Source organism: Pseudomonas sp. GD04019 (assembly GCF_029837695.1).
GTDB lineage: Bacteria > Pseudomonadota > Gammaproteobacteria > Pseudomonadales > Pseudomonadaceae > Aquipseudomonas.
In genome coordinates, this window is the sequence record NZ_JAOEEA010000017.1 from 21594 (window position 1) to 48460 (window position 26867).

Genomic DNA, 26867 nt, shown 5'->3' on the forward strand with positions numbered 1-26867 from the left:
TCACGGAGAACCGCATGACCGCTCGCCCCGCCTGGCTGACCTGTGTGGAATCCGACCCGCCCGCCCTGCTGCAGGCGGCCCTGTACATCGCCGCCGAGCATGAGCCGACGCTGCAGCCGGAGCTGGTGCTGCGCGAATTCGCCAACCTGCGCCAGCAGGTAGCCGCCGGCCTGCCCAACCTGGCCGGCCCGGACCTGGCCCAGCCACTGTTGCGGCGCCTCGGCGAGCTGGACTTCCACGAAGACGACGACCTGCCACTGCGCCCGCGCGCCGCCCTGCTGCACCAGGTACTGCAACGCAGGCGCGGCCAGCCGCTGTCGCTGGCGCTGATCGCCCTGGAATTGGCCCAGCGTCTGGATATTCCGCTGCAGGCGGTGAACTTCCCCGGCCACCTGCTGCTGCGCGTACCCGGCGCCGAACACCTGCTCGACCCCTGCAACGGCCGCCGCCTGTATACCCGCGACTGCCGCGAACTGCTGGCGCGGGTCGCCGGTCCCGGTACCGAGCTGGGCGCCAGCCACTTCCAGGTCTGCGACGGGCGCGCGCTGCTGCTGCGCCTGTCGCGCAATCTCTGCCACCTACACGGTGCCGCCGGCGACCACATGGCCGCACTGAAGGACGCCGAGCGCATCATCCTGCTGGCGCCGCCGAACAGCAGCGACCATCTGCTGCGCGCCGCCATCTACCACGAACTGGAATGTCCCCAGGCCGAGCGCTTCGATCTGGAGCGCGCCCTGCTGCTGTGCGACGACGAGCACGACCGGCTGCGCCTGGGCCAGCGTCTCGACGAACTGGGGCGCGTGGGGCGCACGCCAGCCCTGCATTGACTGCAGCCCCTGCTCTCTGCTTAATTTGTCCCGCCCCAAAAACACAATAACAACATTCGGGACACCCACCATGCGCAAGCTATTCGTGCTTTGCCTGCTGTGCCTTTCCTCGCTTGTCCACGCCGCTCCCGGCGTTTTCCCCGACTCCACCTTCAACAACCTCGACTACGGCCTGTACTGGTTCGGCCATGGCGATACCTGGCAAAAGGCCGTGCCCGGGCAGAGCAACGCCTACTTCGGCGCCAGCAAACCCACGGTGATCTACATCCACGGCTGGCAGAACGGCGCCACCGCCCGCAAGGACCGCGAAACCTTCAACCGTGAAGGCGCCGGTGGCCCGAGCCTGGACCTCGCCTCGGCCTGGCTCAGCGCCGGCTACAACGTCGGCGTGCTGTACTGGAACCAGTTCGCCGACGAGGGCGAAGTCACCGATGCCGAGGCCAAGATCTGGAGCACCAGCGGCCCGCGGGCCATGCGTTGGCGCAACGCCAGCGGCGCCTACAGCACCGGCCCGGCGCAATCCGCCAGCGACCTGTTGTTCAAGAGTTACAAGGACAACATGAGCGGCTACACCGGCAGCAACATCCGCATCCTCGGCCACTCCCTGGGCAACCAGATGGCCATCGTGCTGACCAAGAAGATCAGCGATGCGGTCACCGCCGGCACCCTCAACAGCAAGCTGCTGCCCAAGCGCGTGGCCCTGCTCGACCCCTTCTATTCCAACAACGCCAAGAGCTGGCTCGGCAACCAGTGGACCGGCGCGGTGTGCCGCAGCTACGTCAGCACTCTGAAGGGCAAGGGCGTGATCTTCGAGGCCTACCGCACCTCGGCCGTGACCAGCACCATCTTCGTCGGCGACGAGAACAAGGGGCTGATGAACATGACCGCCTTCAGCGAGCTGAAGCCCTGGTACTTCAACGCCACGCAGATCACCGAGAAGCACAACGCGGCGGTGTGGCACTACCTGTGGTCATTCAGCTTCAACCCGCCCGTAGTGACCGGCACCAGCAACCAGGCCGCCTCGGCCAAGACTGCCGACAGCCGCATTGCCACCTTGATGAACGGCACGCAGAAACTGGTTCACGACCAGGGTGCCTACACCAAGGAACCTTCGGACGATAACTTCAAGCTGCAAGCGCGTTAAGCACGGGAGCAGGCCATCCCGGGGCAACCAGGCCTGCTACTCGGCGAAATCCCCGTGCCGTCCCGCTCCTGCCGTGAAACGCAGGGCGCCGGCACGGGTCTCCCCGCTCTGCACCACCGCCATGCCACCGCGAAACTCCGCCTGCAGGGCCTCGTCCAGCGACAGCTGCCATTGGCCATAGGCGCTGGCACGGTCGGCCAGCATGCAGCGCTGCGGGAAGCCGGCGATCTCCAGCGCCAGCGCCTCGGCCACCGCTCGCGCCTGCCCCGGCTGCGTCACCCGATTGACCAAGCCCATCTGCAATGCTTCCTCGGCATGCACCGGGCGACCGGTGAGGATCAGGTCCAGAGCCCGCCCCTGGCCAATGATGCGCGGCAGGCGCACGGTGCCGCCGTCGATCAGCGGCACACCGAAGCGCCGACAGAACACGCCGAGCACCGCATCGGCCGCCATCACCCGCAGGTCCGCCAGTAGTGCCAACTCCAGACCGCCGGCCACGGCATGGCCCTCGATGGCGGCGATCAGCGGCTTACTCAGCTGCATGCGGCTCGGCCCCATGGGAGCGTCGCCCTGCTCTTCCAGCCGATTGCTGCGCTCACCACCCTCGGCCACTGCGCCCAGGTCAGCGCCGGCGCAGAAGGTGCCACCATTGCCGGTGAGTACCGCCACCCGCGCCGAATCATCCGCCTCGAACGCCCGCAAAGCCGCCACCAGGGCATCGGCCGTGGGGCGATCCACGGCATTGCGCACCTGCGGTCGATCCAGGGTGAGGATGGTGACCGGGCCGTTTTGTTCGACGATCAGGCTCATGGCGGGCTCCAGAAGGCGGAAACGAAAAAGGCCGGCATCGCTGCCGGCCTTCAACTTAAACCTGCTCGGGGTCGATTGCAGCCTGCTGGCCGAATCCCCCGTGTGGCTGGCGGATCAGCCCGCGTGCTTCTGCAGGTTGGCCATCATCTCGCGCAGGGCGGTGACGTTGTCATCCGGGTGGGCCGCGCCTTCGAAGTCGCCGATCTGCTTCCAGCTGTCGGCCACGTCTTCCGGGCTGAAGCCGGTCTTCGGATCGAAGCCGGCGCCCAGGCTGCGCTCCCAGCGCACCTTGCCGACCCAACCGCCGCCAACTTCGTAGAGACCGCCGGTGTCCTTGCACTGGTCGCTGCCCAGATACACCACCAGCGGGCTGACCAGTTCGGGCTTGAGCTGCTCGAACACCTGCGGCGGAATCAGGCCCTCGGTCATGCGCGTGCCGCCGGTGGGGGCGATTGCGTTGACCAGCACGTTGTTCTTGCGGCCCTCGATGGCCAGGGTACGGGTCAGACCGTACAGGCCCAGCTTGGCCATGCCGTAGTTGGACTGGCCGAAGTTGCCATAGATGCCGGAGGTGGAGGCGGTGAAGATCACGCGGCCATATTGCTGCTCGCGCAGGTGTTCCCAGGCGGCGCGGGTGACCTTGTAGGCGCCCTCGACATGAACCTTGTAGACCAGGTCCCAGTCGGCGTCTTCCATCTTGTGGAACGACTTGTCGCGCAGGATGCCGGCGTTGTTCACCACCACGTCGATGCGGCCGAAGCTGTCCAGCGCGCACTGCACGATCTTGCCGCCATCGGTGACCGAATCATGGTTGGCCACGGCCTCGCCACCGGCGGCACGAATCTCGGCCACCACCTTGTCCGCCGCCGAGGCGTTGGCGCCCTCGCCGTGGGTGCTGCCACCGAGATCGTTGACCACCACCTTGGCGCCATGCTTGGCGAACAGCAGCGCATGGGCGCGGCCCAGGCCGCCGCCGGCACCGGTGACTATGACCACTTGATCTTGGAAACGGATGGCGTCGCTCATGAGGGCTCCTCGGCAGTCTGCGAAACCCCGAGTTTCAGGCAGATACCGCCCGCCTCACAAGGCGCGCGGCCTGCCTGAATGACGGCCGATAATGCGACCTTATGCGCGGTTACTGACCACCGCCGGCGGCGCCACCACCTGCAGCGCCGCCGCCAGCACTGCCACCACCCGCGGCACCGCCGCCAGTAGCACCACCACCGGTACTGCCGCCCGAAGTGCCGCCGCCGGTAGTTCCACCGCCCGTGGTGCCGCCAGTGCTGCTGCCGGTACCGGTGCCAGTACCAGTGCCAGTCCCGGTACCACCGCCAGTCGTGCCGGGCGCAGTGCTGCCCGAGCCAGTACCAGTACCAGTACCAGTACCGGTACCAGTGCCGATGCTATTACCGATTCCGCTGCCGCTATTGGTGCCGGTACCCACGCCACTGTCGTTGCCCAGGCCGGTGCCATTGCCAGTGCCGGTACCGTTGGTGCCAGGAGCATCGTTGCCCAGGCCACTGTCGTTGCCGACGCCATTGTCGGTACCGGTCGGCGAGCCGGGGGTGAAGGTGCCGGTATCGCTGCCGCTATTGGGTGAGGTAGCGCCCGGCACCTCCGCCGGGGTGGGCGAAGTCGAGCCGGGTACGGTCGGACCGGTGGAGTCGGTTTCGGCCAGTGCCGGCAGGGACAGGCCGGTCAGCATGGCGCCGAACAGCAGCGCGGAAAGCGGATTCTTGTTCATGGGTATCACCTCGAAGATGGAGTGCATACCCTGAAAACGACTGCGCCGCCTGCGCCGATGTTCGACTCGTTGGATCAACGGTCGTCAGGCGAGACGGCACATGCAGGCCTCTGAAACGTCGGAATCAGGCCGGCCGGATCAGACTCAGGTGGTTATACAGGTGCATCACATGAGCCTGGGCGTACTCAGCATGGTCGAGGGCGCCATAGGCGAAATGCGGCTTGAGCTCGCCCTGGTGGGCGGCGAAACGCTCGAAGGCCAGTTGCAGACGCTGCAGCGCCAGCTCCTGGCTGGCCGGCTCGGCCAGCGGCGCGGCGCCGGGAATGGCTTCGGTCAACGAATGACGCATAGCACCACGGGCGCTGAACACGGCGAAGGCGGCCGGACCGACGCTATGGCGGAACCAGGCCGGCTTCAGCTCGGGGTAGCCGTCCAGCGAATACTCGATGCTCTGCGCGCAGTGGTTGAACACCTCGGTCGGGGTCCAGCCCTGCATGCTGGTCAGTGCCTGGCCCTTGAGACCTTGCAGCACCTGACGCGCGCCATCCAGGCTCAGCGCGGCCGGTGCGGCGCCCGTGGGCAATGCCCAGAACCCCGCCCCCAGAATCGCTACGCCGCCTACCGCGGCTCCCTTCAAGACAGTACGTCGCTGCATGTTTTGGCCTCCAGCCGATCACGGAACCGCAGATAGTGTTCGAGCACCTCTGCGGGCGCCTCGGTCTGCGGATAGTGGCCTATGGCTTCCAGTAAAACCGTGTCCGGGTTGGCGATCAGCTCGCGATAGCGCGCCACCATGTGTGCGCCGGAGATAGGATCCAGCGCGCCGTCGATCACCCGCAGCGGCACCGCCGTTTCCTGCATCGCCGCCACCCAGCGCTCGCGGTTGACGCGGCGGTCGAGGATGTAGCGGATCAGCCGGTGCATCACCGCGGGACCGTCGTTGTGCGCGATCAGCGCCCAGAAGGCATCCACTTCGCTCTCGCTGGGCGGCGTGTGCGGGCCGAACACCTTGGTCAGGTTGGCCTTCAGCTTGCTGCGCGAGAACAGCTTGCCGAGCAGCGGCCCGAGCGGGCTGAGCAGCAGCTTCTGGGTCAGCACCGGGCGATGGGTCTCGGGGAACAACCCGCCGTTGAGGAACACACAACTGGCCAGCTGCAGGCGGCCTTCCTGATGTCGGGCGATCAGCTCCTGGGCCACGCTGTCGCCATAGTCATGGGCCAGCACATGCACCGGCCCGCTTATCCCCAGGTGCGCCAGCAGCGCCTGCTGCAGGTCGGCCTGCTCCAGCAGGCTGTAGACATGCCCGCGTGGCTTGGCCGAGTAGCCGAAGCCGAGCATGTCGCAGGCGATGACCCGGTACTTGGCCGCCAGCGGCTGCCACAGGTAGTGCCAGTCCCAGCTCGCGGTGGGGAAGCCGTGGATCAGCAGCAACGGCTCGCCCTCGCCTGCCGTCCAGTAGCGGATGGCCTGGCCGTTGAAGCTGAAGCCGCGACCGCGCGAGCGCCAGTCGTCCAGGCCGATGCCCGGCAAGGTACTCACTCGGCGTAGCCCGGCATCTGCGCATCGAGCTTGCGCAGCAGCGCCGGCCAGGGCAGCGCGCCGCCCATGCCCGTGGGGCTCTTCATCACGCCGGCGATCATCGCCCGGGCGCCATCGAGAATCTGCTGCGGGATATGGATCAGCTCCGTGCCGCCGCTCTGCGCCATGACCTGGATCTCGCAGGCGCGCTGCAGGGTGAACATGCCGAGGAAGGCGTCGGCGATGCTGCCGAAGGCGGTGAGCAGGCCATGGTTGGGCAGGATCATGAAGTTCTTGTCGCCCAGGTCATGCTGCAGGCGGCTCTTCTCGTCGTGGTTGAGCGCCACTCCTTCGTAGCCGTGGTAGGCCAGGCTGGCGAGAACGAACAGGGATTGTTGCGACAGCGGCAGCAGGCCCTGCTTCTGTGCGGAAACGGCAATGCCGGCGGCGGTATGGATGTGCAGCACGCAGGCCACGTCGTGGCGCACCTCGTGCACGGCGCTGTGGATGGTGTAGCCGGCCGGGTTGATGTCGTAGGGGCTGTCCATCAGCTTCTTGCCGGCCAGGTCGATCTTCACCAGGCTCGACGCGGTGATTTCGTGGAACATCAGGCCGTAGGGGTTGATCAGGAACTCTTCGCTGCCCGGGATCTTCGCCGAGATGTGGGTGAAGATCAGGTCGTCCCAGCCATACAGGGCGATCAGGCGGTAGCAGGCGGCCAGGTCGACGCGGGTCTGCCATTCGGCAGCGGAAACCTGACTCTTCACATCGGGGAGATTGAGCGGAGCGTTCACGGCGGGTACCTCGGCATTTGTCGTTGTGCCGAGGAGTCTAGCGAGCGATGGGCCGCCCACCAGTCGCCTTGCAGGCCAGCCTAGTGGCCGAGCGGGTCACAGCAGCTCGGGATAGTCGCCCGCCAGACGCGGCCAGAGCGCCAATGCCGCCGGGTCATCGGCCAGCAGACGAAAGCCGTCGAAGCGAAACTCCGGCGCCACCGTACAGCCCACCAGGGTGAAGTCGCCCAGGCTGCGCGCGGCCTGCCAGGCCTGGGCCGGCACCGCTCGCTGCGGCAGCTGGTCGATTGCCACCGGGCCGAGCCGCTCGCTGCGCACCTGGTCCGGCGTCTGCGCTACCAGCAGCTCCAGTGGCGCGCCCTCGTGGTAGTGCCACAGCTCGTCCGCATCGACCCGATGCCAGCGACTGACCACGCCACCCGGCAGCAGAAAAAAGATGGCGCTGGAGGCGGCGCGACCGTCGGCATCACGCAGATCGGAAGTGAACAGGCGCCGGTAATAGCCGCCTTCGGGATGCGCGGCCAACTGCAGCTGGCGGATCAGTTCGGCGGCGCGCGGGTGCATCAGCCTTTCAGCACCTGGGCCAGTTCGGCCAGCCAGGGCATGGCGTCCTCTTCCGGCGTCACCGACTCGCTGGAATCCAGGCGCAGCATCGGCAGCGCCTCGCGCATGCCCAGCTCCAGCAGCAGCTCGCGCATCTGCTCGCCACCGCCGCAGAACACGTCGTAGCTGGAGTCGCCCAGGGCGATCACCGCACCGGCCAGGCCGCTCCAGGCCGGAAAGCGGTCGCGGATGGCGTAATAGAGGTTTTGGATGTTGCCGGGCAGCTCGCCCATGCCGGTGGTGGACGTGACCACCAGAATCGCCTCGGGCGCGAAGGCCAGCACCTCATCGAGCGCCACACCGGGCTTGTGCCAGGCCTCGAAACCGGCACCTTCCAGCACCTGGACGGCGCGACGGGCGACTTCCTCGGCGGCCCCGTAGACCGAACCGGACAAAATGGCGACTTTCATGCAGCACTCCGCAGATTCCAGAAAAAACGCCGCGCATTATGCCGCATGTCGCCTGCCGGGGAACTCGCTCCTCATGCAGCCGTCCCACCCATGTGTTAGTCCGCCTCCAGAAGGCGCATTTCTTGCTTGCAGTATCGGCGAGCAGCCCTTGGAGGGGCCCCCATGTCCGAGCAACCTACTCTGTCCAGCGAAGAGCTGAGCTTCATCAGAGAAGTTTTCAACAGCCAGCTGATTGGCAAGCCTTTGCCCATTCCTGCCTTCAAGGTCGACGGCGGCCCGCAGGCCAACGCGCTGCTCGCCCGCCTGGGCAGCCACGCCAGCCTCAGCCTGGAAGCGCAGATGGGTGATTGCCGGATGACCTTCCCGCTGCAGATGGTGGAAGACGAACTGCATGGCCTGCAGCTGGAAATGGGCGCGCCAAGCATCTTCGAGGACGGCACGATCCGTCGTCCGTGGCGCCTGGAACTTGACGAACCCCTGGCCCTGCGTGACGCCAACGGTGAGGAAAGCGGCCTGCTGGTCTATGAATTGGCGCCCACCAGCCTGGTGCTGGGCTCGCCAATGCGGGAGCCGCCGGAGAAGTTCAGCCTGTGGCTGCCACTACCGGACCGCGACAGCCTGCCGATCAAGGGCCAGCGTATCCGCCGCATCGGTCGCCACCGCGCGGCCTATGGCCTGCAGGTGCATCACGGCGAACATGCCGAACGCATCCGCCAGTACATCTTCGAGCAGTATCGCCAGCGACATCCACAATTGCAGATCGCCGGCTGAGCGTCATAGATCACTGCCACTCTTTAGATGCAGGCGCATAGACCAAACCAATCGTCGTGATGCCTTCATTCAATTTAGCGATTACCGATACTGCGGTTAGTATGCGCAGCATCAAGTTACCAACCCCCAACAGGAGTTCTCTCAATGTCCCTGATCAACACCCAGGTTCAACCCTTCAAGGCCACCGCTTTCCACAACGGCGAGTTCGTCGAAGTCACCGAGCAGAGCCTGAAAGGCAAGTGGTCCGTCCTGATCTTCATGCCGGCCGCCTTCACCTTCAACTGCCCGACCGAGATCGAAGACGCCGCCAACAACTACGCCGAGTTCCAGAAGGCCGGTGCCGAGGTATACATCGTCACCACCGACACCCACTTCTCGCACAAGGTCTGGCACGAAACCTCCCCGGCCGTTGGCAAAGCCAAGTTCCCGCTGATCGGTGATCCGACCCACCAGCTGACCAACGCTTTCGGCGTGCACATCGCCGAAGAAGGCCTGGCCCTGCGCGGCACCTTCGTGATCAACCCGGAAGGCGTGATCAAGACCCTGGAAATCCACTCCAACGAAATCGCTCGCGACGTCTCCGAGACCCTGCGCAAGCTGAAAGCCGCCCAGTACACCGCCGCTAACCCGGGCCAGGTTTGCCCGGCCAAGTGGAAAGAAGGCGAAAAAACTCTGGCTCCTTCGCTGGACCTGGTTGGCAAGATCTAAGTATCTGCCCGGGGCCTTACCGGCCCCACCCGCCTTGCGCTTTGCGGGCTGAGACCCAGCCCTCCAAGTGCCCGAACGCCCGGGCGCGATCCGTCCGGGCGTTTGTTTGTCCGAAATTCGTAAAAGGAACCCCGTCATGTTGGATGCCACTCTTAAAACCCAGTTGCAGGCCTACCTCGAGAAGGTCACCCAGCCGTTCGAGATCGTCGCTTCCCTCGATGACGGCGAGAAGTCCCAGGAACTGCTGGGCCTGCTCAAGGACATCGTCGGTCTGACCGACAAGATCACCCTCAAGACCGATGGCAGCGATGCGCGCCGTCCGTCCTTCGCCCTGGTTCGTCCGGGCGCCGATATCGGCGTGGCCTTCGCCGGCATCCCCATGGGCCACGAGTTCACCTCGCTGGTGCTGGCCCTGCTGCAGGTCGGCGGCCATCCGTCGAAACTGGATGCCGAGACCATCGCGCAGATCCAGGCCATCGAAGGCAAGTTCGAGTTCGAGACCTACTTCTCGCTGTCCTGCCAGAACTGCCCGGACGTGGTCCAGGCGCTGAACCTGATGGCCGTGCTCAACCCCAATATCCGCAACGTCTCCATCGACGGTGCGCTGTTCCAGGAAGAAGTCGAGCGCCGCCAGGTCATGGCCGTGCCGAGCATCTACCTGAATGGCGAAGTGTTCGCCTCCGGCCGCATGGAAGTGAAGGAAATCCTCGCCAAGATCGACACCAAGGCCGGTAGCCGCGATGCCGAGAAAATGAGCGCCAAGGAAGCCTTCGACGTACTGGTCATCGGTGGCGGCCCGGCTGGCGCCGCAGCGGCCATCTACGCCGCCCGTAAAGGCATCCGCACCGCCATCGCCGCCGAGCGCTTCGGTGGCCAGGTGCTGGACACCATGGCCATCGAGAACTTCATCTCGGTCAAGGAAACCGAAGGGCCGAAACTGGTCCGCGCCTTGGAAGAACACGTCAAGGAATACGAAGTCGACATCATGAACCTGCAGCGCGCCAGCGCCCTGGTGCCGGCCAGCAGCGAAGGCGGCCTGCATGAAGTGCAGTTCGACAACGGCGCCAGCCTCAAGGCCAAGACCGTGATCCTCTCCACCGGCGCACGCTGGCGCGAGATGGGCGTGCCCGGCGAGCAGGAATACAAGGCCAAGGGCGTGTGCTTCTGCCCACACTGCGACGGCCCGCTGTTCAAGGGCAAGCGCGTGGCGGTGATCGGCGGCGGCAACTCCGGCGTGGAAGCAGCCATCGACCTGGCCGGCCTGGTTGCCCACGTGACCCTGCTGGAGTTCGCCGACACCCTGCGTGCCGACGCCGTGCTGCAGAAGAAGCTGTACAGCCTGCCCAACGTCACCGTGATCAAGAGCGCGCAGACCACCGAGGTCAAGGGCGACGGGCAGAAGGTCGCCGGTCTGGTCTACAAGGACCGCACCAGCGACGCGGTGCACACCGTCGAGCTGGAAGGCATCTTCGTGCAGATCGGCCTGCTGCCCAACAGCGACTGGCTGAAAGGCACCGTGGAGCTGAGCCGCTTCGGCGAGATCGTGGTCGATGCCAAAGGCGCCACCAACATCCCCGGCGTATTTGCCGCCGGCGACGTGACCACCGTGCCGTACAAGCAGATCGTCATCGCCATGGGCGAAGGCTCCAAGGCCTCGCTGAGCGCCTTCGACCACCTGATCCGTACCAGCTGATCGCCGCCACACGACAAAGGGCCCCGCGGGGCCCTTTTTCATGGGCGCCGCTCAGGGCACACTGCGCCCTCCTTCGCCTACGACTCGACCATGAATCCCGAAGACCTCCTCCTGCTGGTCACCCGCACCATGCCCTTCGGCAAATACCAGGGCCGGCTGATCGCCGACCTGCCGGGCAACTACCTCAACTGGTTCGCCCGCGAGGGGTTCCCCAAGGGCGAGATCGGCCGCTTGCTGGCGCTGATGCAGGAGATCGACCACAACGGCCTCAAGCCGCTGCTGGAGCCGCTGCGCCAGGGCAAACGCTGATGCCCCAGCATTTGCGCCAGCTATAAGCGCCGCGTCCGCCGGCCGCCTCGTTTAGGGTACGGGCTCGTCCCATCACCTTCGAGGAATCGCCATGCACCCCTATTTCAGCCTGCAGGGCCGCACCGCCCTGGTCACTGGTGGCAGCCGCGGCATCGGCCGGATGATCGCCCAGGGCCTGCTCGAAGCCGGCGCGCGGGTGTTCATCTGCGCGCGTGATGGCGCCGCCTGTATCCAGGCCGCCGAGGAACTTTCGCTACATGGCGAATGCATCGGCCTGGCCGCCGATCTCTCCGGCGAGGAAGGTGCCCGCGCCCTGGCCGAAGCACTGAGCGGCCGCATCGAGCAGCTCGATATCCTGGTCAACAATGCCGGCACCACCTGGGGAGCACCGCTTGAAAACTACCCGGTGAAGGGTTGGGAGAAGGTCATGCAGCTCAACGTCACCGCCGTGTTCAGCTGCATCCAGCAACTGCTGCCGCTGCTGCGCAAGGCCGGCAACGCGCAGAGCCCGGCACGGGTGATCAATATCGGTTCGGTGGCTGGCATCAGTTCGTTCGGCGAGCAGGCCTACGCCTATGGCCCGAGCAAGGCGGCGCTGCACCAGCTGTCGCGCATCCTGGCCAAGGAGCTGGTGAGCGAGCACATCAACGTCAACGTGATCGCCCCCGGCCGCTTCCCGAGCAAGATGACCCGCCACATCGCCGGCGACGAAGCGGCCATGGCCGAGGACGTGGCGCATATCCCCATGCAGCGCTGGGGCCGCGAGGAAGAAATGGCCGCCCTGGCCATCAGCCTGTGCAGCGCGGCCGGTGCCTACATGACCGGCACCATCATCCCGATCGACGGCGGCTTCAGCCTCTAGATCGATTGGCGAGTCGCGGCCCTAGAGGTAACCGTCCCCTGAGGCAATTTGCCACGAGGCTGCCGAGGCCGAATCTTCTTAGAGTGAAGACGGAAGATTCTTGGTCTTGGAGCCCTGCATATGGATAGCGAAGGCTGCGTTCTCTCCCGGGATTACCGGCGGATTCACCAGGAAGCGACGGTACTGGCCGGCGCACTCACCGACCTCGGCCAGCGCGCCTCGGTCTACCACCACTTGTACGAGGACTCCGGCGGGCGCAGCGTCTTCCCGCTGATCGCCGCCCACGGCGCGCTATGGGGCGCCGGTTACTTCGCCCTGGGTATGAAGGTGGGTGCCCTGCTCTCCGCCCAGTTCCTCTTCACCCCGGCCCTGCGCCGCCACAAGCTGCGCCAGCTGCACGCCTTCGCCGATGCATTCCGCGAGATCAACCGGCAGGTCTGCGTAGAGGCCTACACCGCCTACCACTTCAGCAAACTGCATGGCCGCGCACCCGGCGCCGAGCACTACCTGCAACCGCGCCTGCTGGCGGCCCTGAATCGCTGCCATCGGGCCCAGGCGCTGCACGAGCCGCTGCCGCAACCGGCGCGCCGCGAGCTGTTCGAGGCATTCTTCCTGTGGGAGCAGGAGTTCATCGTCGGTCCGGCCGTGGAGCGGGCGCTGGCGGCGCTGGACTGGCCGCTGATCCGCCGCGTGGCGCTGCGCCCGCGTATCCGCTTCGCCTATTTCGCCAGCAGCCGCGACATGCGCTTCGCCGACTTCGCCAGCACGGCCGAGCGCATCGAGAAGGGCCTGCGCGCCTATGAGCTGGCCGAGCAGGCCGGGCTACAGCAGGTGGAGGCCGCGCTGAAACGCTATGGCATCCTGCCGGGTGCCTTCTTCAAGGGCTCCGCCCTGCACTTCCAGGCCATGCGCGAGCGTCTGCACGCGGCGGCGGACCTGTCATCCAGCTGACCTGCAGCCAGGGCAGCCGCTATCGGCTGCCCCCGCTCGCCTTGGCAGGACGGGCAAGGATGCATGGTGCCGACCGCTCTCTGCGGCCTGTCCCATAGCAAGAACCATGAACCTTACCGGCGCACGCTCTCACTAACGCATAAGAGCCGGCGATCTGCCGTCTCTGCAGTGGGTTTTCCGTCCAAGTAAGGATAAAAACATGATCACCACACCCGATCTTGCTGCAACTGCCCTGGATGAATCCGCCAACACCTCTGGTGTTTCCTGGGCCGCGATCTTCGCGGGCGCCACCGCTGCGGCGGCGTTGTCGCTCATTCTGATTCTGCTCGGTTTCGGCCTCGGCTTCAGTGCGGTCTCGCCCTGGAGCAACGAAGGCATCAGCGCCGAGGGGTTGGGCATCTCCACGATCATCTGGCTGGCGCTGACCCAACTGATCGCGGCGGGCATGGGCGGTTATCTCGCCGGCCGCCTGCGCGTGAAATGGACCACCCTGCACGGTGACGAGGTGTTCTTCCGCGACACCGCGCACGGCTTCCTGGCCTGGGCCGTGGCAACCCTGCTCACCGCCACCGTACTGGTTGGCTCGGTGAGCGGCATGGTCGGCGCCGGTGTGCAGGCCAGCGCGCAGGTCGCCTCCGGCGCGGCGCCAACGGCCCTGGCAGGCGCCGAAGAGGAATACGGCTACTACATCGACGGCCTGTTCCGTGACAACCGCCCGGCACCGAGCGCGGAAGATGCCGCCCATGGCGTGGTGGCGCGCATCCTGGTGCGCAACCTGGACAACGACGGCGAGCTCGCCCCGGCCGACCGCGCCTACCTTATCCAGCTGGTGTCGCAACGCACTAACCTCTCGCCCACCGAGGCCCAGGCCCGTGTCGACGAGGTCTATGCCCAGGCCCGCGAGAGCGTGGTGCAGGCCAAACAGGCGGCCGCGCACGCCACCCTGTGGATGTTCGTCGCGCTACTGATCGGCGCCTTCGTCGGCAGCTTCGCCGCCACCGTCGGTGGTCGCAGCCGCGACGCCGTGGTGCTGGTGGTCGACGACTACCGCACCACTCGCAGCACCACCGCCCCGCTTAGCTGAACAAGGAGAACGGACATGCGCTCACTTCTGCTGTGGTTCCTCGGTGTGCCGATTCCGGTGATCATCCTGATCGCCCTGGTGACCTGATCGTCAGCCAGAAAAAAGGCCGCTCCCCTTGATCGGGAAGCGGCCTTTTTCATGGGTAGCGCCGCGCGGCGCCGTCACTCACTCTTCCTGGGCAGCTTTCAGCGCCTCGTAGGCCGGGGCGGCGTAGATGCCAACCTCGACCGCCAGCTCCAGCACCCGCGGCAGGTCGCTGGTGTACACGAGCACGCACTGCAGCTCATCGTCCAACGGCTCGCTGAGGTCCACCAGCACGTAGCCGCCCTTCTCCTTGTACAGCGCGGAGAGCTGCACCTGGATGCGGTTGAGCGCCTTGAGCGGCTCGACCTTCTGCAGCTGCTTGGGCTTGATGTTGAAGCTGACCTGCGGACCGAACGAATCGATGATTTGCTGCAGCAGCTCCTCGTAGCTGTCGGCCTGGAACAGCACGGTTTCCGGCAGACTGCCGATCACCACCCACTCGCCCAGCGGAATGGGGAAATCGTCGTCGTAGTTGACGTCCGGATTGGCGGCGAGAAAGGCCTGCGGGTCGGCGTAGGCCTGGGCGGCCTCGTCGGCGATGCGGGCGATCTCCTCGTCGGTCATGCAGCCGGAGCTGATCAGGGTGATGAGTTCGAGGAGCTGGGCTTGCATGGGGCGGTCCTGCAGACGGTTCGGGGCGCACAGGATAGCGCGTCACGGCGCGTGCTTCACCGCCAACTGGGTGAACTGCATTCGCCGTTCACTCGTGGTGCACGTTGAGCTGGGCGAACTGCGCCTCGCCTTTCAGTCGTGGTGCACGTTCAACTGCGTGAAGCACACTTCGCCTTTCAGTCGTGGTGCACGTTCAGCTGCGTGAACCACACTTCGCCTTTCAGTCGTGGTGCACGTTCAGCTGCGTGAACTGCACCTCGCCCACATCGTCGTCGCCGTCCTCGTCGTCGTCCTGCACATAGGCGCCGGCCTTGAAGTAGAACGGCACCTCGCGCCAGGCCGGGTCCTCTTTGTAGAAGTCGTGCTGAATGCGCTCGCCGTTGACCTCCACCGTCAGCACACCGTCCTGTACCTCGATCACGTAAGAGAACAGGTCGTTGCCCACCGGCGTGGCGAAGACATGGCTGATGTCCTTGTTGCTGCCCTTGGGGTGGCGCTTGATCAGCGACTTGAGCTTGCCCTTCTCCCACTGCAGCTTGATCAGCGGACGGGCATCGAAGCCGTGGATCTGCCCGACGACGATCTTCTGCGTGCTCGGCGCGCGCAGCACCCTGGCACTGGCCTTGAGCTGGTGGAAGCCGGCGCCGGTCCAGTTGCGATTGTCGTCGGCCGGGTCGAGCAACTCGCGCAGCTCGGCGCGCGGGTAGTCGGAGTTCTTGGTGGTGCCCGCACCAGCCGGCGCCATGAAGACCATCGCACCGTTGTCGGCCAGGTGGAAGTAGCGCGAGGCGTAGCCGTCCTTCAGCTCATCGCTGCGCACTTCGCTGGCCTCGTCGTCGGGCAAGGTCAGCTTCCAGTGCGTCAGGTCGTAGTTGCCGGCCGGCGACTGGTAGTCGCCCGACTCGTCGTGGCTGCAGCCCGCAACCAGCAACAGGCCGGCCAGGCAGAGTAGTGATCGATGCATTGGCTCGCTCCCAATGGCTATTCAGAGGCCCATACGGACTCTGTGCAGACAGCGCGACCAGTATCCAGGTTTCACATGACGGGCAATCTTCGCCATGGTGCCTGGATCGCTACCTTCATCCGATCCTAGGGCGGCGCTCGGTTATCATTCATCTCATCCGACTAAGCTGCCTTTAGCCGAGGGCTGCTAACGGCCAGTAGCAGATAAGCGGCTGAAAGATTTGCCTGCCAACGCCGATACAGCCAGGGAACCTTAAATGGAGGGCGCAGGATGCGAATCAATTTTTCTGGGCCTGGCCAGTCTCTGCACAGGCTGACTGAAGCTGCTCGAACGGACTCTAACGGGGTTTATCTCAGACTCAGCCCGCTCGCGCGCTCACAGTCCAGTGCTGAGGTCATCGTTAGTGATGAGGCAAAGCAGAAGCTGCTGAGCAACTCCGCGCAAATCTACAGCGAATATTTCAAGCCTCGAGAAGGCTTCAACTCCGACACGCTTGCCCTTAGCGTGTCACTTCCCCAGGCCTTGTCGAGTTCGCAGGGCAAGGAGATGCCTGCTGTTGCTGAGGCGGCACGCCAGCAGATGGACGAGGTGTATGCCGCCATGAAGAAAAGTGGTGAGCCATTCAACTTCAACAGCTATGGCGGGCAGGATGTATTTGCATTGTTTGGCTCATTCGACCGTCGCTCCTTGCTGGCTGTGGCCGAGAATGAAAGCCAGCTCTTTACCGAGCAAGAGCAAAACATGGCCTCCAGCGTCATGAATCAACAACGTAGTCTCGCGTCCGGCCAGTATTCTGGCCCGCTGGATGGCTACTATGGGTTCGACCACGTTAAAGACATCGTCGAGTCGAGGCGACTGTTGGCCAACTTCCTCGACAACGTGAGTGCTGAAGAGAAGGCCACCTCCACTTGGGCAAGTATTCGCCAAGAGGCCGGCTTGTTCGCGCCGCAGTCAAAGGCGGATAACAACGCGACAAAGCTCGTTAAGCTGCTGACCATGTTGTCTTAAGATCTGGCTGGAAGAGTCGATGCAGGCATTTGGTAGCGGTAGCTACCGACCAGGAGCGTATGTACTCGAAGGGCTGCTCCTAGCCAGAAGAGAACATCCACGCCGCTCCCATCCCGCCAATCAAGCCATATCGCTCTGACTGAACTCCTCCGCGAGGAAATCGATCAGCGTGCGCACCGATGGCAGTAGCCCGCGGCGTGACGGGAAGATAGCGTGGACGATGCCGCAGCGGGGCGTCCAGCCCGGCAGCATCTCTACCAGCCGGCCGTCCGCCAGTTCCTCGCGTACCGATACCCGTGGCAGGTGGGCGATACCGACGCCGGCGAGCGCGGCGTTGCGCAGGGCGAGCAGGTCGTCGGTGACCATGCGCGGCCGGTGCGGGATCACCAGCCTGGCCTCGTCCTGCAGCAGCTCCCACTCGTAGTCGCGCTGCGTGCCGCCCCAGTGCAGGCTCGGCAACCGGCCCAGGTCCTCGGGCTGGAAGCCCGCCGGCAGGCTGGCCAGGTGATCCGGGTGGCCAACCAGGCATTGGGTACTGGCGCCCAGCACCTTCATCACCATGTCGGTGTTTTCCAGCGGCGGGAAGCGTACCCGCAGGGCGATATCGAAGCCCTCGTGGAGCAGGTCGACCCGGCGGTTGGTGCTCTCGATGTACAACTCCACCAGCGGGTACCTGAGCATGTAGCGGCTGAGCATCGGCCCGACCCAGGAGTTCAGCAGGGTGGTGGGGCAAGCCAGGCGTACCAGGCCACGCGGCTCGGCGCGGTTGCGCTCGACTACCTCGGCCGCACCCTCCGCCTCCACGCGCATCGCCAGGCAGCGCCGGTAGTACTCCTGGCCGATCTCGGTGAGCGACAGGTGCCGGCTGGTGCGGTTCAGCAGGCGTACGCCGAGGCGCTCCTCGAGCTGGGCGATGCGCCGGCTGAGCTTGGACTTGGGCATGTCCAGCGCGCGCCCGGCCGCGGCAAAGCCGCCGTGCTCAACCACCTGGGTGAAGTAGTAGAGGCTGTTGAGGTCTTCCATGATCGTTCTCCAAATAGAACGCTAGAGGCAATTTTCACAGTCTAGCGCACCATTGGGTCCGAATTTAATCTTTCCTCCATGCAGTCAGCACTGCACGGCACCACCCAAACATATCCGCCGGTTCATTCGGCACCCCACTGAAACGCGAGGAACGCAACCATGACTACTTCTTTCAAATACAACCGTCTGGACAAAGATAACGCCGCCGTTCTGCTGGTCGACCATCAGGCCGGCCTGCTGTCCCTGGTGCGCGACATCGAGCCGGACAAGTTCAAGAACAACGTCCTGGCCCTGGCCGACCTCGCCAAGTTCTTCAACCTGCCGACCATCCTCACCACCAGCTTCGAAACCGGCCCCAACGGCCCGCTGGTTCCCGAACTGAAAGAGCTGTTCCCGGACGCGCCGTACATCGCCCGCCCCGGCCAGATCAACGCCTGGGACAACGAGGACTTCGTTAAGGCGATCAAGGCCACCGGCAAGAAGCAGCTGATCATCGCCGGCGTGGTCACCGAGGTGTGCGTGGCGTTCCCGGCCCTGTCGGCCCTGGAAGAGGGCTTCGAAGTGTTCGTGGTCACCGACGCCTCCGGCACCTTCAACCCGATCACCCGCGATTCCGCCTGGAGCCGCATGACCCAGGCCGGCGCGCAGCTGATGAACTGGTTCGCCGTGGCCTGCGAGCTGCACCGCGACTGGCGCAACGACGTGGAAGGCCTGGCCAAGATCTGTTCCGACCACATCCCGGACTACCGCAACTTGATCACCAGCTACAACGCGCTGACCGCGGCCAAGTGAGCCATCCATAAACAAAAACCGGAGCCTGTATCAGGCTCCGGTTTTTGCTTGGGGATCCGACCTGCAACGGCACGGTCATCCGTTGCACTGGCGCATGGCCTTTTCAAACTGCGTTCAAGAGCGCTGCAGCCAGCTGAGGAATTTGCCCTTCTTGATCGTCATGGGCTTCTGCTCCAGCAGCGAGGCACTGGCCTGCTGACGGAAGCTCTGCAGCTTGGCCAGCGCGCTGCCGACCTCGCTGCGTTGCTCCAGGCAGGCCTCCAGCGCTTCCTTGTCGAGGCGGTAGAGCACCCCCGAACTGAGCGCGGTGAAGCGTGCCTCGGACGGCGTGCCGAAGGTGACGCCCTGTTCACCCATGACCTCGCCAGGGCCCATGCGCCCGGCTTCGATCACCTCGCTGCCATTGGGTACGGCTGCCGATATGACACCGGTGCCGATCAGCAGCAGCTGCTCGCTGACTTCGCCGGCCTCCAGCACCACCTGCCCCTTGCTGAAGGTCTGGGCCACCAGCAGTTCGGCCAGTCGATCCTTGTCCTCGGCATCCAGCGCACGGAAGATTTTCACGTCGTCGAGCAGCGCGCGCTGGCGGCTGCGCGGCACATCGGCATGCTCGGTGCCACGCAGAATGCCAGCCGCCTGCAGGTGCCGGTGGGCGAGGTCGAACAGCTGATTGCGCACCTCGCTCGCGCTGCTGCCGGCGGCCACGAATGCACTCATTTCGTACTCCACCATGCTCAGGTCGGAGCTCTTGACCGACACCTTCGGCCTAGGTGTCTGCAGCAGCGCGCTGACACCCTGCAGTGTGCGATTGAGGGCGTCGAGCACCAGGACTGGCCGCACCTGCACCGGCACGCTGATGCTCAGTTTGACGTTATCGATATCGGTGGAGCGATTGAGGTTGAACACCTTGGTCTTGGCCGCCACCGAGTTGGGAATCACCACCGTGCTGCCCTGGCTGGTGCGCAGGTGGGTGGCGCGCCAGTCGATCTCGATCACCTTGCCTTCGATGCCGTCGATCGATACCCAGTCGTCCAGGCGATAGGGCTTGGTGGTGTTCAGGACGATGCCGGAGAACACGTCGCCCAGGGTGTTCTGCAGGGCCAGGCCGATGACGATGGCGACGACCCCGGAGGTGGCCAGCAGCCCCTTGACCGGCAGCTGCATGATGTAGGCCGCCGCCGCGACTATGGCGGCGAGGAAGATCAGCGCGCCCAGCACGTCCTGCAGCAGGCGCCCGGTGTGGCCGCTGCGCGGCATCAGCAGCACCCCGAGCACCACGGTCAGGGTGCGTGCGAAGAGCAGCCACCAGGCGATACCCAAGGCGGAACCGAGCATGCTCAGTGCCGGCTCGCTCCACGGCGGTGGCTGCAGCGGGCTCATCCCGGCACTGACGATGGCCAGGCTGTAGGCAATGAAGATCCCCAGGCGCAGCATCACTCGCAAGACCTTGGCCTCGGCCGGCAACAGGCGCCAGCAGGCAAGGTCGGCGAGCAGCAGGACGACGCCGATGGTGAGTGGGTGTTGGGCGATCAGTGCAAGCATGGAGGGTTCCACAGCAGGGAAAGGAACTAGGCACCCAGTATGACTGGATTGCCGACAAAGAGATGAACGCCTGTTCTTCTTCGTCTTGGCCTGTAGCGGGCGCCCGCTATTGGCCGGAGACCGCCACGCTCAAGCTTTTTCCCTCCCGCAACACCAACCACCGGGCCCGTCCCAGGGCAGTGTTTCAGAACGCGCATTCTCAAACATGCACGCGCCCCGGCACAGCAAAGCCAAGCAGCACCTCAGCGCAGCTTTTCCATCATCTGGTAGTACCACATACCGGCGGCCAGCATCGGGTTGCCGAACACGTCGCCCATCGGCACCTTGATGTGTTTGCAGGCGGCGAAGGTGTCGTAGTGGCCGAGGGTGCCGGTCAGGGCGTTGGCCATGATCTCGCCCATGATGTGGGTGGTGGCGATGCCGTGGCCGGAATAGCCCTGGCAGTACCAGACGTTCTGCGACAGCTTGCCCAGCTGCGGGATGCGGTTCATCACGATGCCCATGGCGCAGCTCCACTGGAACTCGATCTCCACGCCCTTGAGCTGCGGGAAGGTACTCTCGATGCAGGGGCGCAGCTCGCCGGCGATATCGCGCGAATCGCGGCCCGAGTAGTTCGCGCCACCGCCGAACAGCAGGCGGCCGTCGGCGGTCATGCGGTAGTAGTCGAGTACGAAGCGGCAGTCGTACACGGCCAGGGTCTGCGGGTTGAGTTCCTTGGCCAGGTCGCCCAGCGGCGCGGTGGTGACGATGCCGCCCATGGCCGGGAAGATCATGCCCTTGAGCTGCTTGCGCGCCAGCTTGTGGTAGACGTCGCCGGCCAGCAGCACCTGCTTGGCGTCGATGCGGCCCTGGGTGGTGATCACCGCCGGGTTGGCGCCCTGGACGATGTCCAGCACCTCGGAATGCTCGAAGATCAGCGCGCCCAGGCTCGCGGCGGCCTTGGCCTCGCCGATGCACAGGTTGAGCGGGTGCAGGTGCATGTTGCGGGTGTTCTTGATCGCGCCCAAGTAGATGTCGCTGGCCAGGTGTTCGCGCACGCCGGCGGCGTCGAGCAGGCTGACGTCGTCACCCATGCCGCGCTCGATGGCCTCGGCGTAGGAGGCGCGCAGCTCGTCCATGTGCGCAGGCTTCATCGCCGCATGCAGGTGGCCGTGGCGCAGGTCGCACTGGATGCCGTACTTGGCCACGCGGTTCTTGATGATCTCGTGGCCACGCCAGCGCAGGTGCCAGATGAAGTCGTCGACTTCCTCGCCGAGGCTGTCGCGCATCTGCTTGCGCATGGCCGCATCGCCCGACAGGCTGCCGGTGACCTGGCCGCCGTTGCGCCCGGTGGCGCCCCAGCCGATCTTGTGGGTCTCGACGATGGCCACCTTGAGGCCGCGCTCGGCCAGTTCCACGGCGGTGGCCACACCGGTGAAGCCGCCGCCGATGATGGCGACATCGACGCTGACCTGGCCCTGCAGGGTCGGGTAGTTGGTCTCCTCGTTCAGCGTGGCGCTGTAGTAGGACTTGGCCCGCTCGGCGGCGGCGATCACGGGTTGGGTGGCGGCGTTCATCGGTGCTTTCCTCTGTGGCCGGCCCGTCGTGCGGGTCGGCTGTTCTTGTTCTGTATCAGTGTTGGTCAGGTGCCGGCTCGTCTGCTCATTAGCTGGCGGTACACGCGCAGAAATCGGGCGGGACGCATCACTGCCAGATGCCTCAGGGCATTCAAAAACGCGTGGTGTTCAGCAGATGAAGTTTGCGGACCAGGGCATCCGCGCACATGGCACGGCGGCATTCCTTAAGGGGCGAGCGGGCAATCCGGTGGGCGGGCGTGGCGGCAGTGCCAGAGGGCCCAGAAGGCGAGGATTTCCGGGAGCAGCGCGGCGGTGTCGCCGGCCCTGGACGGGCAGGGACTGGACACAAGGCTGGAACGGCGGCTGGGTGAACTCATGAAGGCGAGACTCGCACGGCGGCTAATCAGGGTTAAATCGGATTCTTTGCACGCTCAGTTCAAACCCTACTAAACAATCATGGCTGGTAGTGGAATGGCCGGCCCAAGCCCTCCTCGACCTGCCCGGAGAGATACCAGACGCCTGCCAGCACACCGCGGTCCGGGCTGCTCAGCAGCGCCCTGGACTCCTGGTCGAGCGCCACCGCCAGGCTGTGGCGTAGTTGCGCCTCGCTTTCCGGGCGGTCGGCGTCACGCCCGATCAGGGTGAAGATGGTCGCGCCCAGGGACAGCGCCGTGCCGGCTACCCGCCCCACCATGGCGGCCACCACGCTGGCCGCGCCACTGGTGGTCATCTCGTCGACCAGGCGCTCGCTGGTGCGCTGAGCCACCAGGGAGATGCCGGGGTCGGCCGACCAGTCGCCGCCAGGCACGGCGCCCACCCGCTCGAGCAGCCCGGCATAGGCCGGCAGACGCTCCAGCGGGTCGGCGTGGATCAGTTGGTAAAGGCTGGCGCCCGGCTCGCCGGAGATCACCGGCAGCGCGGCCAGGCGCTGGTCGAACTGTTCCTGCGGTACGCCGTGACGCCCAGGGATGGTCTGCAGGCGCATGTCCAGCTGGCGCACATAGATGCGGGTGGAGGCATGCAGGATGCGCTCGGGCGAAACCTCCTCGGCCACCGGTTCGAGCACCAGCTCCTGGTACTCCTCCTGCAGGTAGGCGGCCAGGCGCCGCACCGTGGGATCGTCCTCGTCGGCGCCGAGCTTGTACCAGGACACCTTGAAGCTCAGCCACTGCTGGGTCCAGTAGCCGTAGAACCAGGGAATGAACGCCTCGTCGGTCTGCCGCTGCACCAGCGCCAGCCAGCGCTGCATGGCCTCCAGCGCGTGCTGGCGGGCGTGATCCTCGGCACTGCGCGAGGCGGCGGCGATATCCTGGTCGACCTGGCGCCAGGTGCTCGCGGAGATGTGCACCGGCGGGTCGCTGGCACAGCCGACCAGCAACCCGGCCAGCAGCGGGACGCACAGGCGCCGGCGCGCGGCGACCAGCCATGCGGTGCTCATGTGATATCGCCTGCCCGCCGCTGCGGCGAGCCGCCCTTCCTTTCCGGACAGGCGCAGGTAAAGCCCCGCTACCCGTCCGGCCCCCGCTCCAACGGAACGTCCAGCACGCCCGACCCTGGTGGTTTCAGTATAGGAGCCGGCGCCTCACGCTGGCCGCAGAAACGACAACCGCCCGAGAGGGCGGTTGTGTTGATCGCGGCAATGGAGGCGCAGGTTATTCGCGTTGCAGGTCTTCCTGCTTGGCCAGGAATTCCTCTTCGAGCAGGGCATCGGTGAGCGGCACGTCACCGGCTTCAACGAAGCGACCGGTGGAGAGAGACTTGCCTTCCAGGCGCCCGGTCAGGTGTTCCAAGGCGTGGCGCATCTTCTCGGCGGCGCCGTCGATGGCCAGGCCCATGGCATCGGCCTTATGCGTCACGGAGATGGGCTGATGGCCCTTGGGACGGGCCTCGATTTGGCAGCGCTTGTCGTCGCCGCCGGACTTGTGTGCGTTCTCGTCGCTGATATGGACGACCACCCGGGTCAGCAGCTCGTCGAAATGTTCGAGCCTGTCCATCACCTCCGCGCTTACCCATTCCTGAAGCCGAGCACTACCTTCAATCTGATTGGTGCGAACTTGAACTTGCATGGGGCTTCCTCGTTTTCCTGGGTGTTCCGAGGTACTGCGGCTGCGGGGTCAGGCGGGTGAAGCATCTCCTCTGGTGTGCCTGCGAAGCGCCGTACGCCGACCATCGGCGCACCACTCCCCTTGCTGGGCCACACAACTTCGAATGGACCGCAGCGTCTGCCACGGTCCGGATGAATCTCTGACTCCAGTCTTACTACAGGCGCCCCCGGCGAGCAAATCCAGGATGTCGCACCCCCACCGCACGAGTGTTGCAGCAGATTGCGTTAATCGGCCTGCCGCGCCCGCAGGCCGGCCATCATGCGCTCGGCGTTCTCGCTACACAGCATGCCTTCCGGCTTGTTCTCGATCTCGGCGATGGTGGCCAGCAGCTGCGCCTTGTTCTGCGCCAGACGCGCCTGCATCGCCTCGATCTCCTCGACCTTGCGCCTGAGCGCGGCCAGCAGTTCATCGTGGGGCCAGCTCTGCGCCACCGGGTCGGGCAGCAGGCGACGGATCTCCTCCAGGCTGAAGCCGGACTGCTGGGCACGAGTGATCACCGCCAGGACCTGCTCGGTCTGCGCCGGATACTCGCGATAGCCATTGGCCTGGCGCTGGGCGGCGATCAGCCCGCTGGCCTCGTAGAAGCGGATGCGCGAGGCCGCCAGGCCGGTGCGCTTGGCCAGTTGACCGATCTTCATGGAAATGCTCCGGGGGTATTGACCTTGAAGTTAACTTTAATCTTAGGCTTCGCCCATCGTCCACCGGGAGAACCCTTCATGAGCCCCTTCCAGCCCCTGCAACTGCCCAACGGCACCCGCATTCCCAACCGCATTGCCAAGGCCGCCATGGAAGAGAACATGGCCAGCATCGACCAGGGCCCCTCCGCCGAGCTGCTGCGCCTGTACCGGGCCTGGGCCGAGGGTGGCGCCGGGTTGCTGCTGACCGGCAACGTGATGATCGACCGCCTCGCCATGACCGGCCCCGGCGGCGTGGTGCTTGAGGACGACAGCCTGCTGCAGCGCTTCCGCGAATGGGCCCAGGTCGGTCGCGCCAAGGGTGCGCAGTTCTGGATGCAGCTCAACCACCCCGGGCGGCAGATGCAGGCCAACCTCGGCCAGCCGACCGTGGCGCCGTCCGCGGTTCCCCTGGAGCTGGGCAGCTTCTCCAAGATGTTCCCGCTGCCCAAGGCGCTGGACGACGCGGAAATCGGCGCGCTGATCCAGCGCTTCGCCCACAGCGCCGAGCTGGCCGAACGCGCCGGCTTCAGCGGTGTACAGGTTCACGCCGCCCACGGCTACCTGCTTAGCCAGTTCCTCTCGCCGCTGTCCAACCAGCGCACGGACAGCTGGGGCGGGCCGCTGGAGAACCGCGCCCGCCTGCTGCTGGAAGTGGTCAAGGCGGTGCGCGCCCGCGTCTCCCCTAGCTTCTGCGTGGCGGTCAAACTCAACTCGGCGGACTTCCAGCGCGGTGGCTTCGACGCCGCCGACGCCAAGCGCGTGGTCGAGATGCTCAACGAGCTGGACGTCGACCTGGTCGAGCTGTCCGGCGGCAGTTACGAGGCGCCGGCCATGCAGGGCGACGCCCGCGACGGCCGCACCCTCGCGCGCGAGGCCTACTTCCTCGAATTCGCCGGCGAGATCGCTGCGGTGGCGCGCATGCCGGTGATGGTCACCGGCGGCATCCGCCGCCTGCCGGTGGTGGAGAAAGTGCTGGAAAGCGGTGTGGCCATGGCTGGCATCGCCACAGCCCTGGCCATCGACCCGGCGCTACCCGAGCACTGGCGCCAGGGCCGCGAGCGCCGCGCCGAGCTGGCGCCGATCGCCTGGAAGCGCAAGGCCCTGGCCTCGCTGGCCTATATGGCGGCGGTGAAGTTCCAGCTGCGCCGCCTCAGCCAGGGCCACCAGCCCAACCCGGATGTGTCGCCACTGCGCGCCTTGATCGGCGAGCAGCTGCGGATCTCCCGCCGCGCCCGTCAGTACAAGCGCTGGATCGCCAGCCGCCACGGCTAGCGCAAACCGTCCAGGGCCTGGCGGCTGCGTTCGAACCAGCCCAGCAGGTAGTCCGCCAGGGCCTGGGTGCGGCGCGGCAGGCTGCCCTGCCAGGGATGCACGAGGAACACCGGCGTACTGCGGGTCTGGTGATCGCGCAGCAGCCAGACCAGACGGCCGTCGGCCAGCTCGTCCTGCACCATGTAGGACGGCAGGCGCGCCACGCCGGCGCCGCTCAGCGCAGCCTTCTTCAACAGGCTGTAGTGGTTGCTGGCCAGGTTGCCGGACACCCGCACCCGCTCCAGCTGATGCTGGCGGTGGTACAGCCATTCCTCGAAACCGCTGTAGTGAGTGTTGAGCAGGCACTGGTGCGCACCCAGCTCGGCCGGCGTCTGCGGTTTGCCGTAGCGCGCCAGGTAGGCCGGCGCGGCGCAAGTGATCTCCTGCAGGGCGAACAGCGGCTTGGCCACCAGGCGCTCGTCCGGACTTACGCCGGAGCGGATGGCCAGGTCGAAGCCGTCGGCCACCAGGTCGCGGTAGACATTGGCCAGGTCCAGCTCGACCCGCACCTGCGGATAGCGGCTGGCGAAATCCAGCAGCAGCGCATCGAAGAAGGTCTCGCCGAGGGACACCGGCACGGTCAGGCGCACCGTGCCGCTGACCTCCTCCTGCAGGCTGCGCACCACCTGGCGCGCGCGCTGGGCCTGGGCCTGCAGCGCCTGCGCCTCGGGCAGCAGGGCGGCGCCAGCCGCGGTCAGGTGCAGCTTGCGTGTGGTGCGGTGCAGCAGTTGGCTGCCGAGGCTGCGCTCCAGGCCGCTGATGCGTTTGGACAGCTGACCCTTGCTGCAGCCCAGGCGCTCGGCGGCGGCGGTAAAGCTGCCGGCTTCCACCAGCAGGGCGAAGGCGGCCAGGTCTTCCAGTTCGCTCATGGCGCGTCGCTCATTGTTTCCTTATGAGAACCAAAGGTTTCACATTGCCCGGATTATTGGCAACAGCGCAGCGCCTAAGCTGGCCCCGTCACTCAC

At 65.7% G+C, this 26867-nt stretch carries 29 protein-coding genes; 12 read left to right on the top strand and 17 right to left on the bottom strand.

What is annotated here, in order from left to right:
- Positions 1 to 14 precede the first annotated feature (14 nt).
- Positions 15 to 827, top strand: a complete 813-nt coding sequence (locus N7607_RS21815; protein WP_279868707.1) for a transglutaminase family protein — start codon at positions 15 to 17, stop codon at positions 825 to 827.
- Positions 828 to 897: 70 nt separating this feature from the next.
- On the top strand, positions 898 to 1971 hold the full coding sequence (locus N7607_RS21820) for a hypothetical protein (protein ID WP_279868706.1): 1074 nt from the start codon (positions 898 to 900) through the stop codon (positions 1969 to 1971).
- A gap of 36 nt (positions 1972 to 2007) precedes the next feature.
- Here the strand turns inward: N7607_RS21820 and N7607_RS21825 are convergent, their stop codons facing one another.
- The 8 genes from N7607_RS21825 to N7607_RS21860 all read right to left on the bottom strand — a co-directional run bounded on the left by N7607_RS21825 (position 2008) and on the right by N7607_RS21860 (position 7850).
- Complete coding sequence (locus N7607_RS21825; protein ID WP_279868705.1) at positions 2008 to 2781, bottom strand: crotonase/enoyl-CoA hydratase family protein; 774 nt, start codon at positions 2779 to 2781, stop codon at positions 2008 to 2010.
- Between the two features lie 114 nt (positions 2782 to 2895).
- A complete protein-coding gene (locus N7607_RS21830; protein ID WP_279868704.1) occupies positions 2896 to 3807 on the bottom strand; it encodes an SDR family oxidoreductase in 912 nt (303 codons plus the stop codon).
- 109 nt (positions 3808 to 3916) lie between these two features.
- The gene (locus N7607_RS21835; protein WP_279868703.1) at positions 3917 to 4525 is read right to left on the bottom strand and encodes a hypothetical protein; all 609 of its coding nucleotides are present in this window, start codon (positions 4523 to 4525) and stop codon (positions 3917 to 3919) included.
- Positions 4526 to 4649: 124 nt separating this feature from the next.
- A complete protein-coding gene (locus tag N7607_RS21840; RefSeq protein ID WP_279868701.1) occupies positions 4650 to 5180 on the bottom strand; it encodes a DUF1569 domain-containing protein in 531 nt (176 codons plus the stop codon).
- Complete coding sequence (locus N7607_RS21845) at positions 5159 to 6064, bottom strand: alpha/beta hydrolase (protein WP_279868700.1); 906 nt, start codon at positions 6062 to 6064, stop codon at positions 5159 to 5161. The genes N7607_RS21840 and N7607_RS21845 overlap by 22 nt, the downstream gene beginning before the upstream one ends.
- The gene (locus tag N7607_RS21850; protein WP_137971311.1) at positions 6061 to 6837 is read right to left on the bottom strand and encodes a class II aldolase/adducin family protein; all 777 of its coding nucleotides are present in this window, start codon (positions 6835 to 6837) and stop codon (positions 6061 to 6063) included. The genes N7607_RS21845 and N7607_RS21850 overlap by 4 nt, the downstream gene beginning before the upstream one ends.
- Positions 6838 to 6933: 96 nt before the next feature.
- On the bottom strand, positions 6934 to 7401 hold the full coding sequence (locus tag N7607_RS21855; RefSeq protein ID WP_279868699.1) for a cupin domain-containing protein: 468 nt from the start codon (positions 7399 to 7401) through the stop codon (positions 6934 to 6936).
- Positions 7401 to 7850: a flavodoxin gene (locus N7607_RS21860; RefSeq protein WP_279868698.1), complete on the bottom strand. Its 450-nt coding sequence runs from the start codon at positions 7848 to 7850 to the stop codon at positions 7401 to 7403. Before N7607_RS21860 ends, N7607_RS21855 begins: the two co-directional genes overlap by 1 nt.
- A gap of 162 nt (positions 7851 to 8012) precedes the next feature.
- On the opposite strand from N7607_RS21860, the gene N7607_RS21865 reads away from it, so the two are divergent.
- From N7607_RS21865 to N7607_RS21895, 7 genes are all read left to right on the top strand, one after another.
- Positions 8013 to 8621 (top strand): PilZ domain-containing protein, encoded by a 609-nt coding sequence (locus N7607_RS21865; RefSeq protein ID WP_279868697.1) that lies wholly within the window; start codon positions 8013 to 8015, stop codon positions 8619 to 8621.
- A gap of 144 nt (positions 8622 to 8765) precedes the next feature.
- Entirely contained in the window at positions 8766 to 9329 is a 564-nt protein-coding gene (ahpC, locus tag N7607_RS21870; protein WP_279868695.1) for an alkyl hydroperoxide reductase subunit C, read from the top strand.
- A gap of 136 nt (positions 9330 to 9465) precedes the next feature.
- A complete protein-coding gene (gene ahpF / locus N7607_RS21875) occupies positions 9466 to 11022 on the top strand; it encodes an alkyl hydroperoxide reductase subunit F (RefSeq protein ID WP_279868694.1) in 1557 nt (518 codons plus the stop codon).
- Between the two features lie 90 nt (positions 11023 to 11112).
- The gene (locus N7607_RS21880) at positions 11113 to 11331 is read left to right on the top strand and encodes a DUF3820 family protein (protein WP_137971305.1); all 219 of its coding nucleotides are present in this window, start codon (positions 11113 to 11115) and stop codon (positions 11329 to 11331) included.
- A 91-nt stretch (positions 11332 to 11422) separates the two neighbouring features.
- Positions 11423 to 12193 (top strand): SDR family oxidoreductase, encoded by a 771-nt coding sequence (locus tag N7607_RS21885; protein WP_279868692.1) that lies wholly within the window; start codon positions 11423 to 11425, stop codon positions 12191 to 12193.
- Between the two features lie 120 nt (positions 12194 to 12313).
- Positions 12314 to 13144: a hypothetical protein gene (locus N7607_RS21890; RefSeq protein ID WP_279868690.1), complete on the top strand. Its 831-nt coding sequence runs from the start codon at positions 12314 to 12316 to the stop codon at positions 13142 to 13144.
- A gap of 199 nt (positions 13145 to 13343) precedes the next feature.
- Positions 13344 to 14228 carry a hypothetical protein gene (locus tag N7607_RS21895; RefSeq protein ID WP_279868688.1) on the top strand — a complete coding sequence of 295 codons (885 nt, stop codon included), beginning with the start codon at positions 13344 to 13346 and terminating at the stop codon, positions 14226 to 14228.
- 165 nt (positions 14229 to 14393) lie between these two features.
- Here N7607_RS21895 and N7607_RS21900 read toward each other — a convergent pair whose 3' ends face one another.
- Together N7607_RS21900 and N7607_RS21905 are read right to left on the bottom strand one after the other, a co-directional pair.
- The gene (locus N7607_RS21900) at positions 14394 to 14924 is read right to left on the bottom strand and encodes a hypothetical protein (protein ID WP_279868686.1); all 531 of its coding nucleotides are present in this window, start codon (positions 14922 to 14924) and stop codon (positions 14394 to 14396) included.
- A 220-nt stretch (positions 14925 to 15144) separates the two neighbouring features.
- Positions 15145 to 15888, bottom strand: a complete 744-nt coding sequence (locus N7607_RS21905) for a polysaccharide lyase family 7 protein (protein WP_279868684.1) — start codon at positions 15886 to 15888, stop codon at positions 15145 to 15147.
- A gap of 270 nt (positions 15889 to 16158) precedes the next feature.
- On the opposite strand from N7607_RS21905, the gene N7607_RS21910 reads away from it, so the two are divergent.
- Positions 16159 to 16896 carry a hypothetical protein gene (locus tag N7607_RS21910; protein ID WP_279868682.1) on the top strand — a complete coding sequence of 246 codons (738 nt, stop codon included), beginning with the start codon at positions 16159 to 16161 and terminating at the stop codon, positions 16894 to 16896.
- Between the two features lie 120 nt (positions 16897 to 17016).
- Here N7607_RS21910 and N7607_RS21915 read toward each other — a convergent pair whose 3' ends face one another.
- Positions 17017 to 17919, bottom strand: coding sequence for a LysR substrate-binding domain-containing protein (locus tag N7607_RS21915; protein WP_279868680.1), 903 nt, complete (start codon positions 17917 to 17919; stop codon positions 17017 to 17019).
- Positions 17920 to 18078: 159 nt separating this feature from the next.
- On the opposite strand from N7607_RS21915, the gene ycaC reads away from it, so the two are divergent.
- Positions 18079 to 18711 carry an isochorismate family cysteine hydrolase YcaC gene (ycaC, locus tag N7607_RS21920; protein WP_279868679.1) on the top strand — a complete coding sequence of 211 codons (633 nt, stop codon included), beginning with the start codon at positions 18079 to 18081 and terminating at the stop codon, positions 18709 to 18711.
- 114 nt (positions 18712 to 18825) lie between these two features.
- On the opposite strand, the gene N7607_RS21925 is transcribed toward ycaC, so the two are convergent.
- From N7607_RS21925 to N7607_RS21945, 5 genes are all read right to left on the bottom strand, one after another.
- Positions 18826 to 20253: a mechanosensitive ion channel family protein gene (locus N7607_RS21925; protein WP_279868678.1), complete on the bottom strand. Its 1428-nt coding sequence runs from the start codon at positions 20251 to 20253 to the stop codon at positions 18826 to 18828.
- A gap of 242 nt (positions 20254 to 20495) precedes the next feature.
- Positions 20496 to 21809 carry an FAD-binding oxidoreductase gene (locus tag N7607_RS21930; RefSeq protein WP_279868677.1) on the bottom strand — a complete coding sequence of 438 codons (1314 nt, stop codon included), beginning with the start codon at positions 21807 to 21809 and terminating at the stop codon, positions 20496 to 20498.
- 454 nt (positions 21810 to 22263) lie between these two features.
- Entirely contained in the window at positions 22264 to 23247 is a 984-nt protein-coding gene (locus N7607_RS21935) for a hypothetical protein (protein WP_279868675.1), read from the bottom strand.
- Positions 23248 to 23461: 214 nt separating this feature from the next.
- Positions 23462 to 23875, bottom strand: a complete 414-nt coding sequence (locus tag N7607_RS21940) for an HPF/RaiA family ribosome-associated protein (protein ID WP_279868673.1) — start codon at positions 23873 to 23875, stop codon at positions 23462 to 23464.
- Positions 23876 to 24138: 263 nt separating this feature from the next.
- Positions 24139 to 24552, bottom strand: coding sequence for a MerR family transcriptional regulator (locus tag N7607_RS21945; protein ID WP_279868672.1), 414 nt, complete (start codon positions 24550 to 24552; stop codon positions 24139 to 24141).
- A gap of 78 nt (positions 24553 to 24630) precedes the next feature.
- Between N7607_RS21945 and N7607_RS21950 the strand changes: the two genes are divergently transcribed.
- Entirely contained in the window at positions 24631 to 25863 is a 1233-nt protein-coding gene (locus N7607_RS21950) for an NADH:flavin oxidoreductase/NADH oxidase family protein (protein ID WP_279868670.1), read from the top strand.
- Here N7607_RS21950 and N7607_RS21955 read toward each other — a convergent pair.
- Positions 25860 to 26771, bottom strand: a complete 912-nt coding sequence (locus N7607_RS21955) for a LysR family transcriptional regulator (protein WP_279868669.1) — start codon at positions 26769 to 26771, stop codon at positions 25860 to 25862. The genes N7607_RS21950 and N7607_RS21955 overlap by 4 nt on opposite strands.
- Positions 26772 to 26867 lie beyond the last annotated feature (96 nt).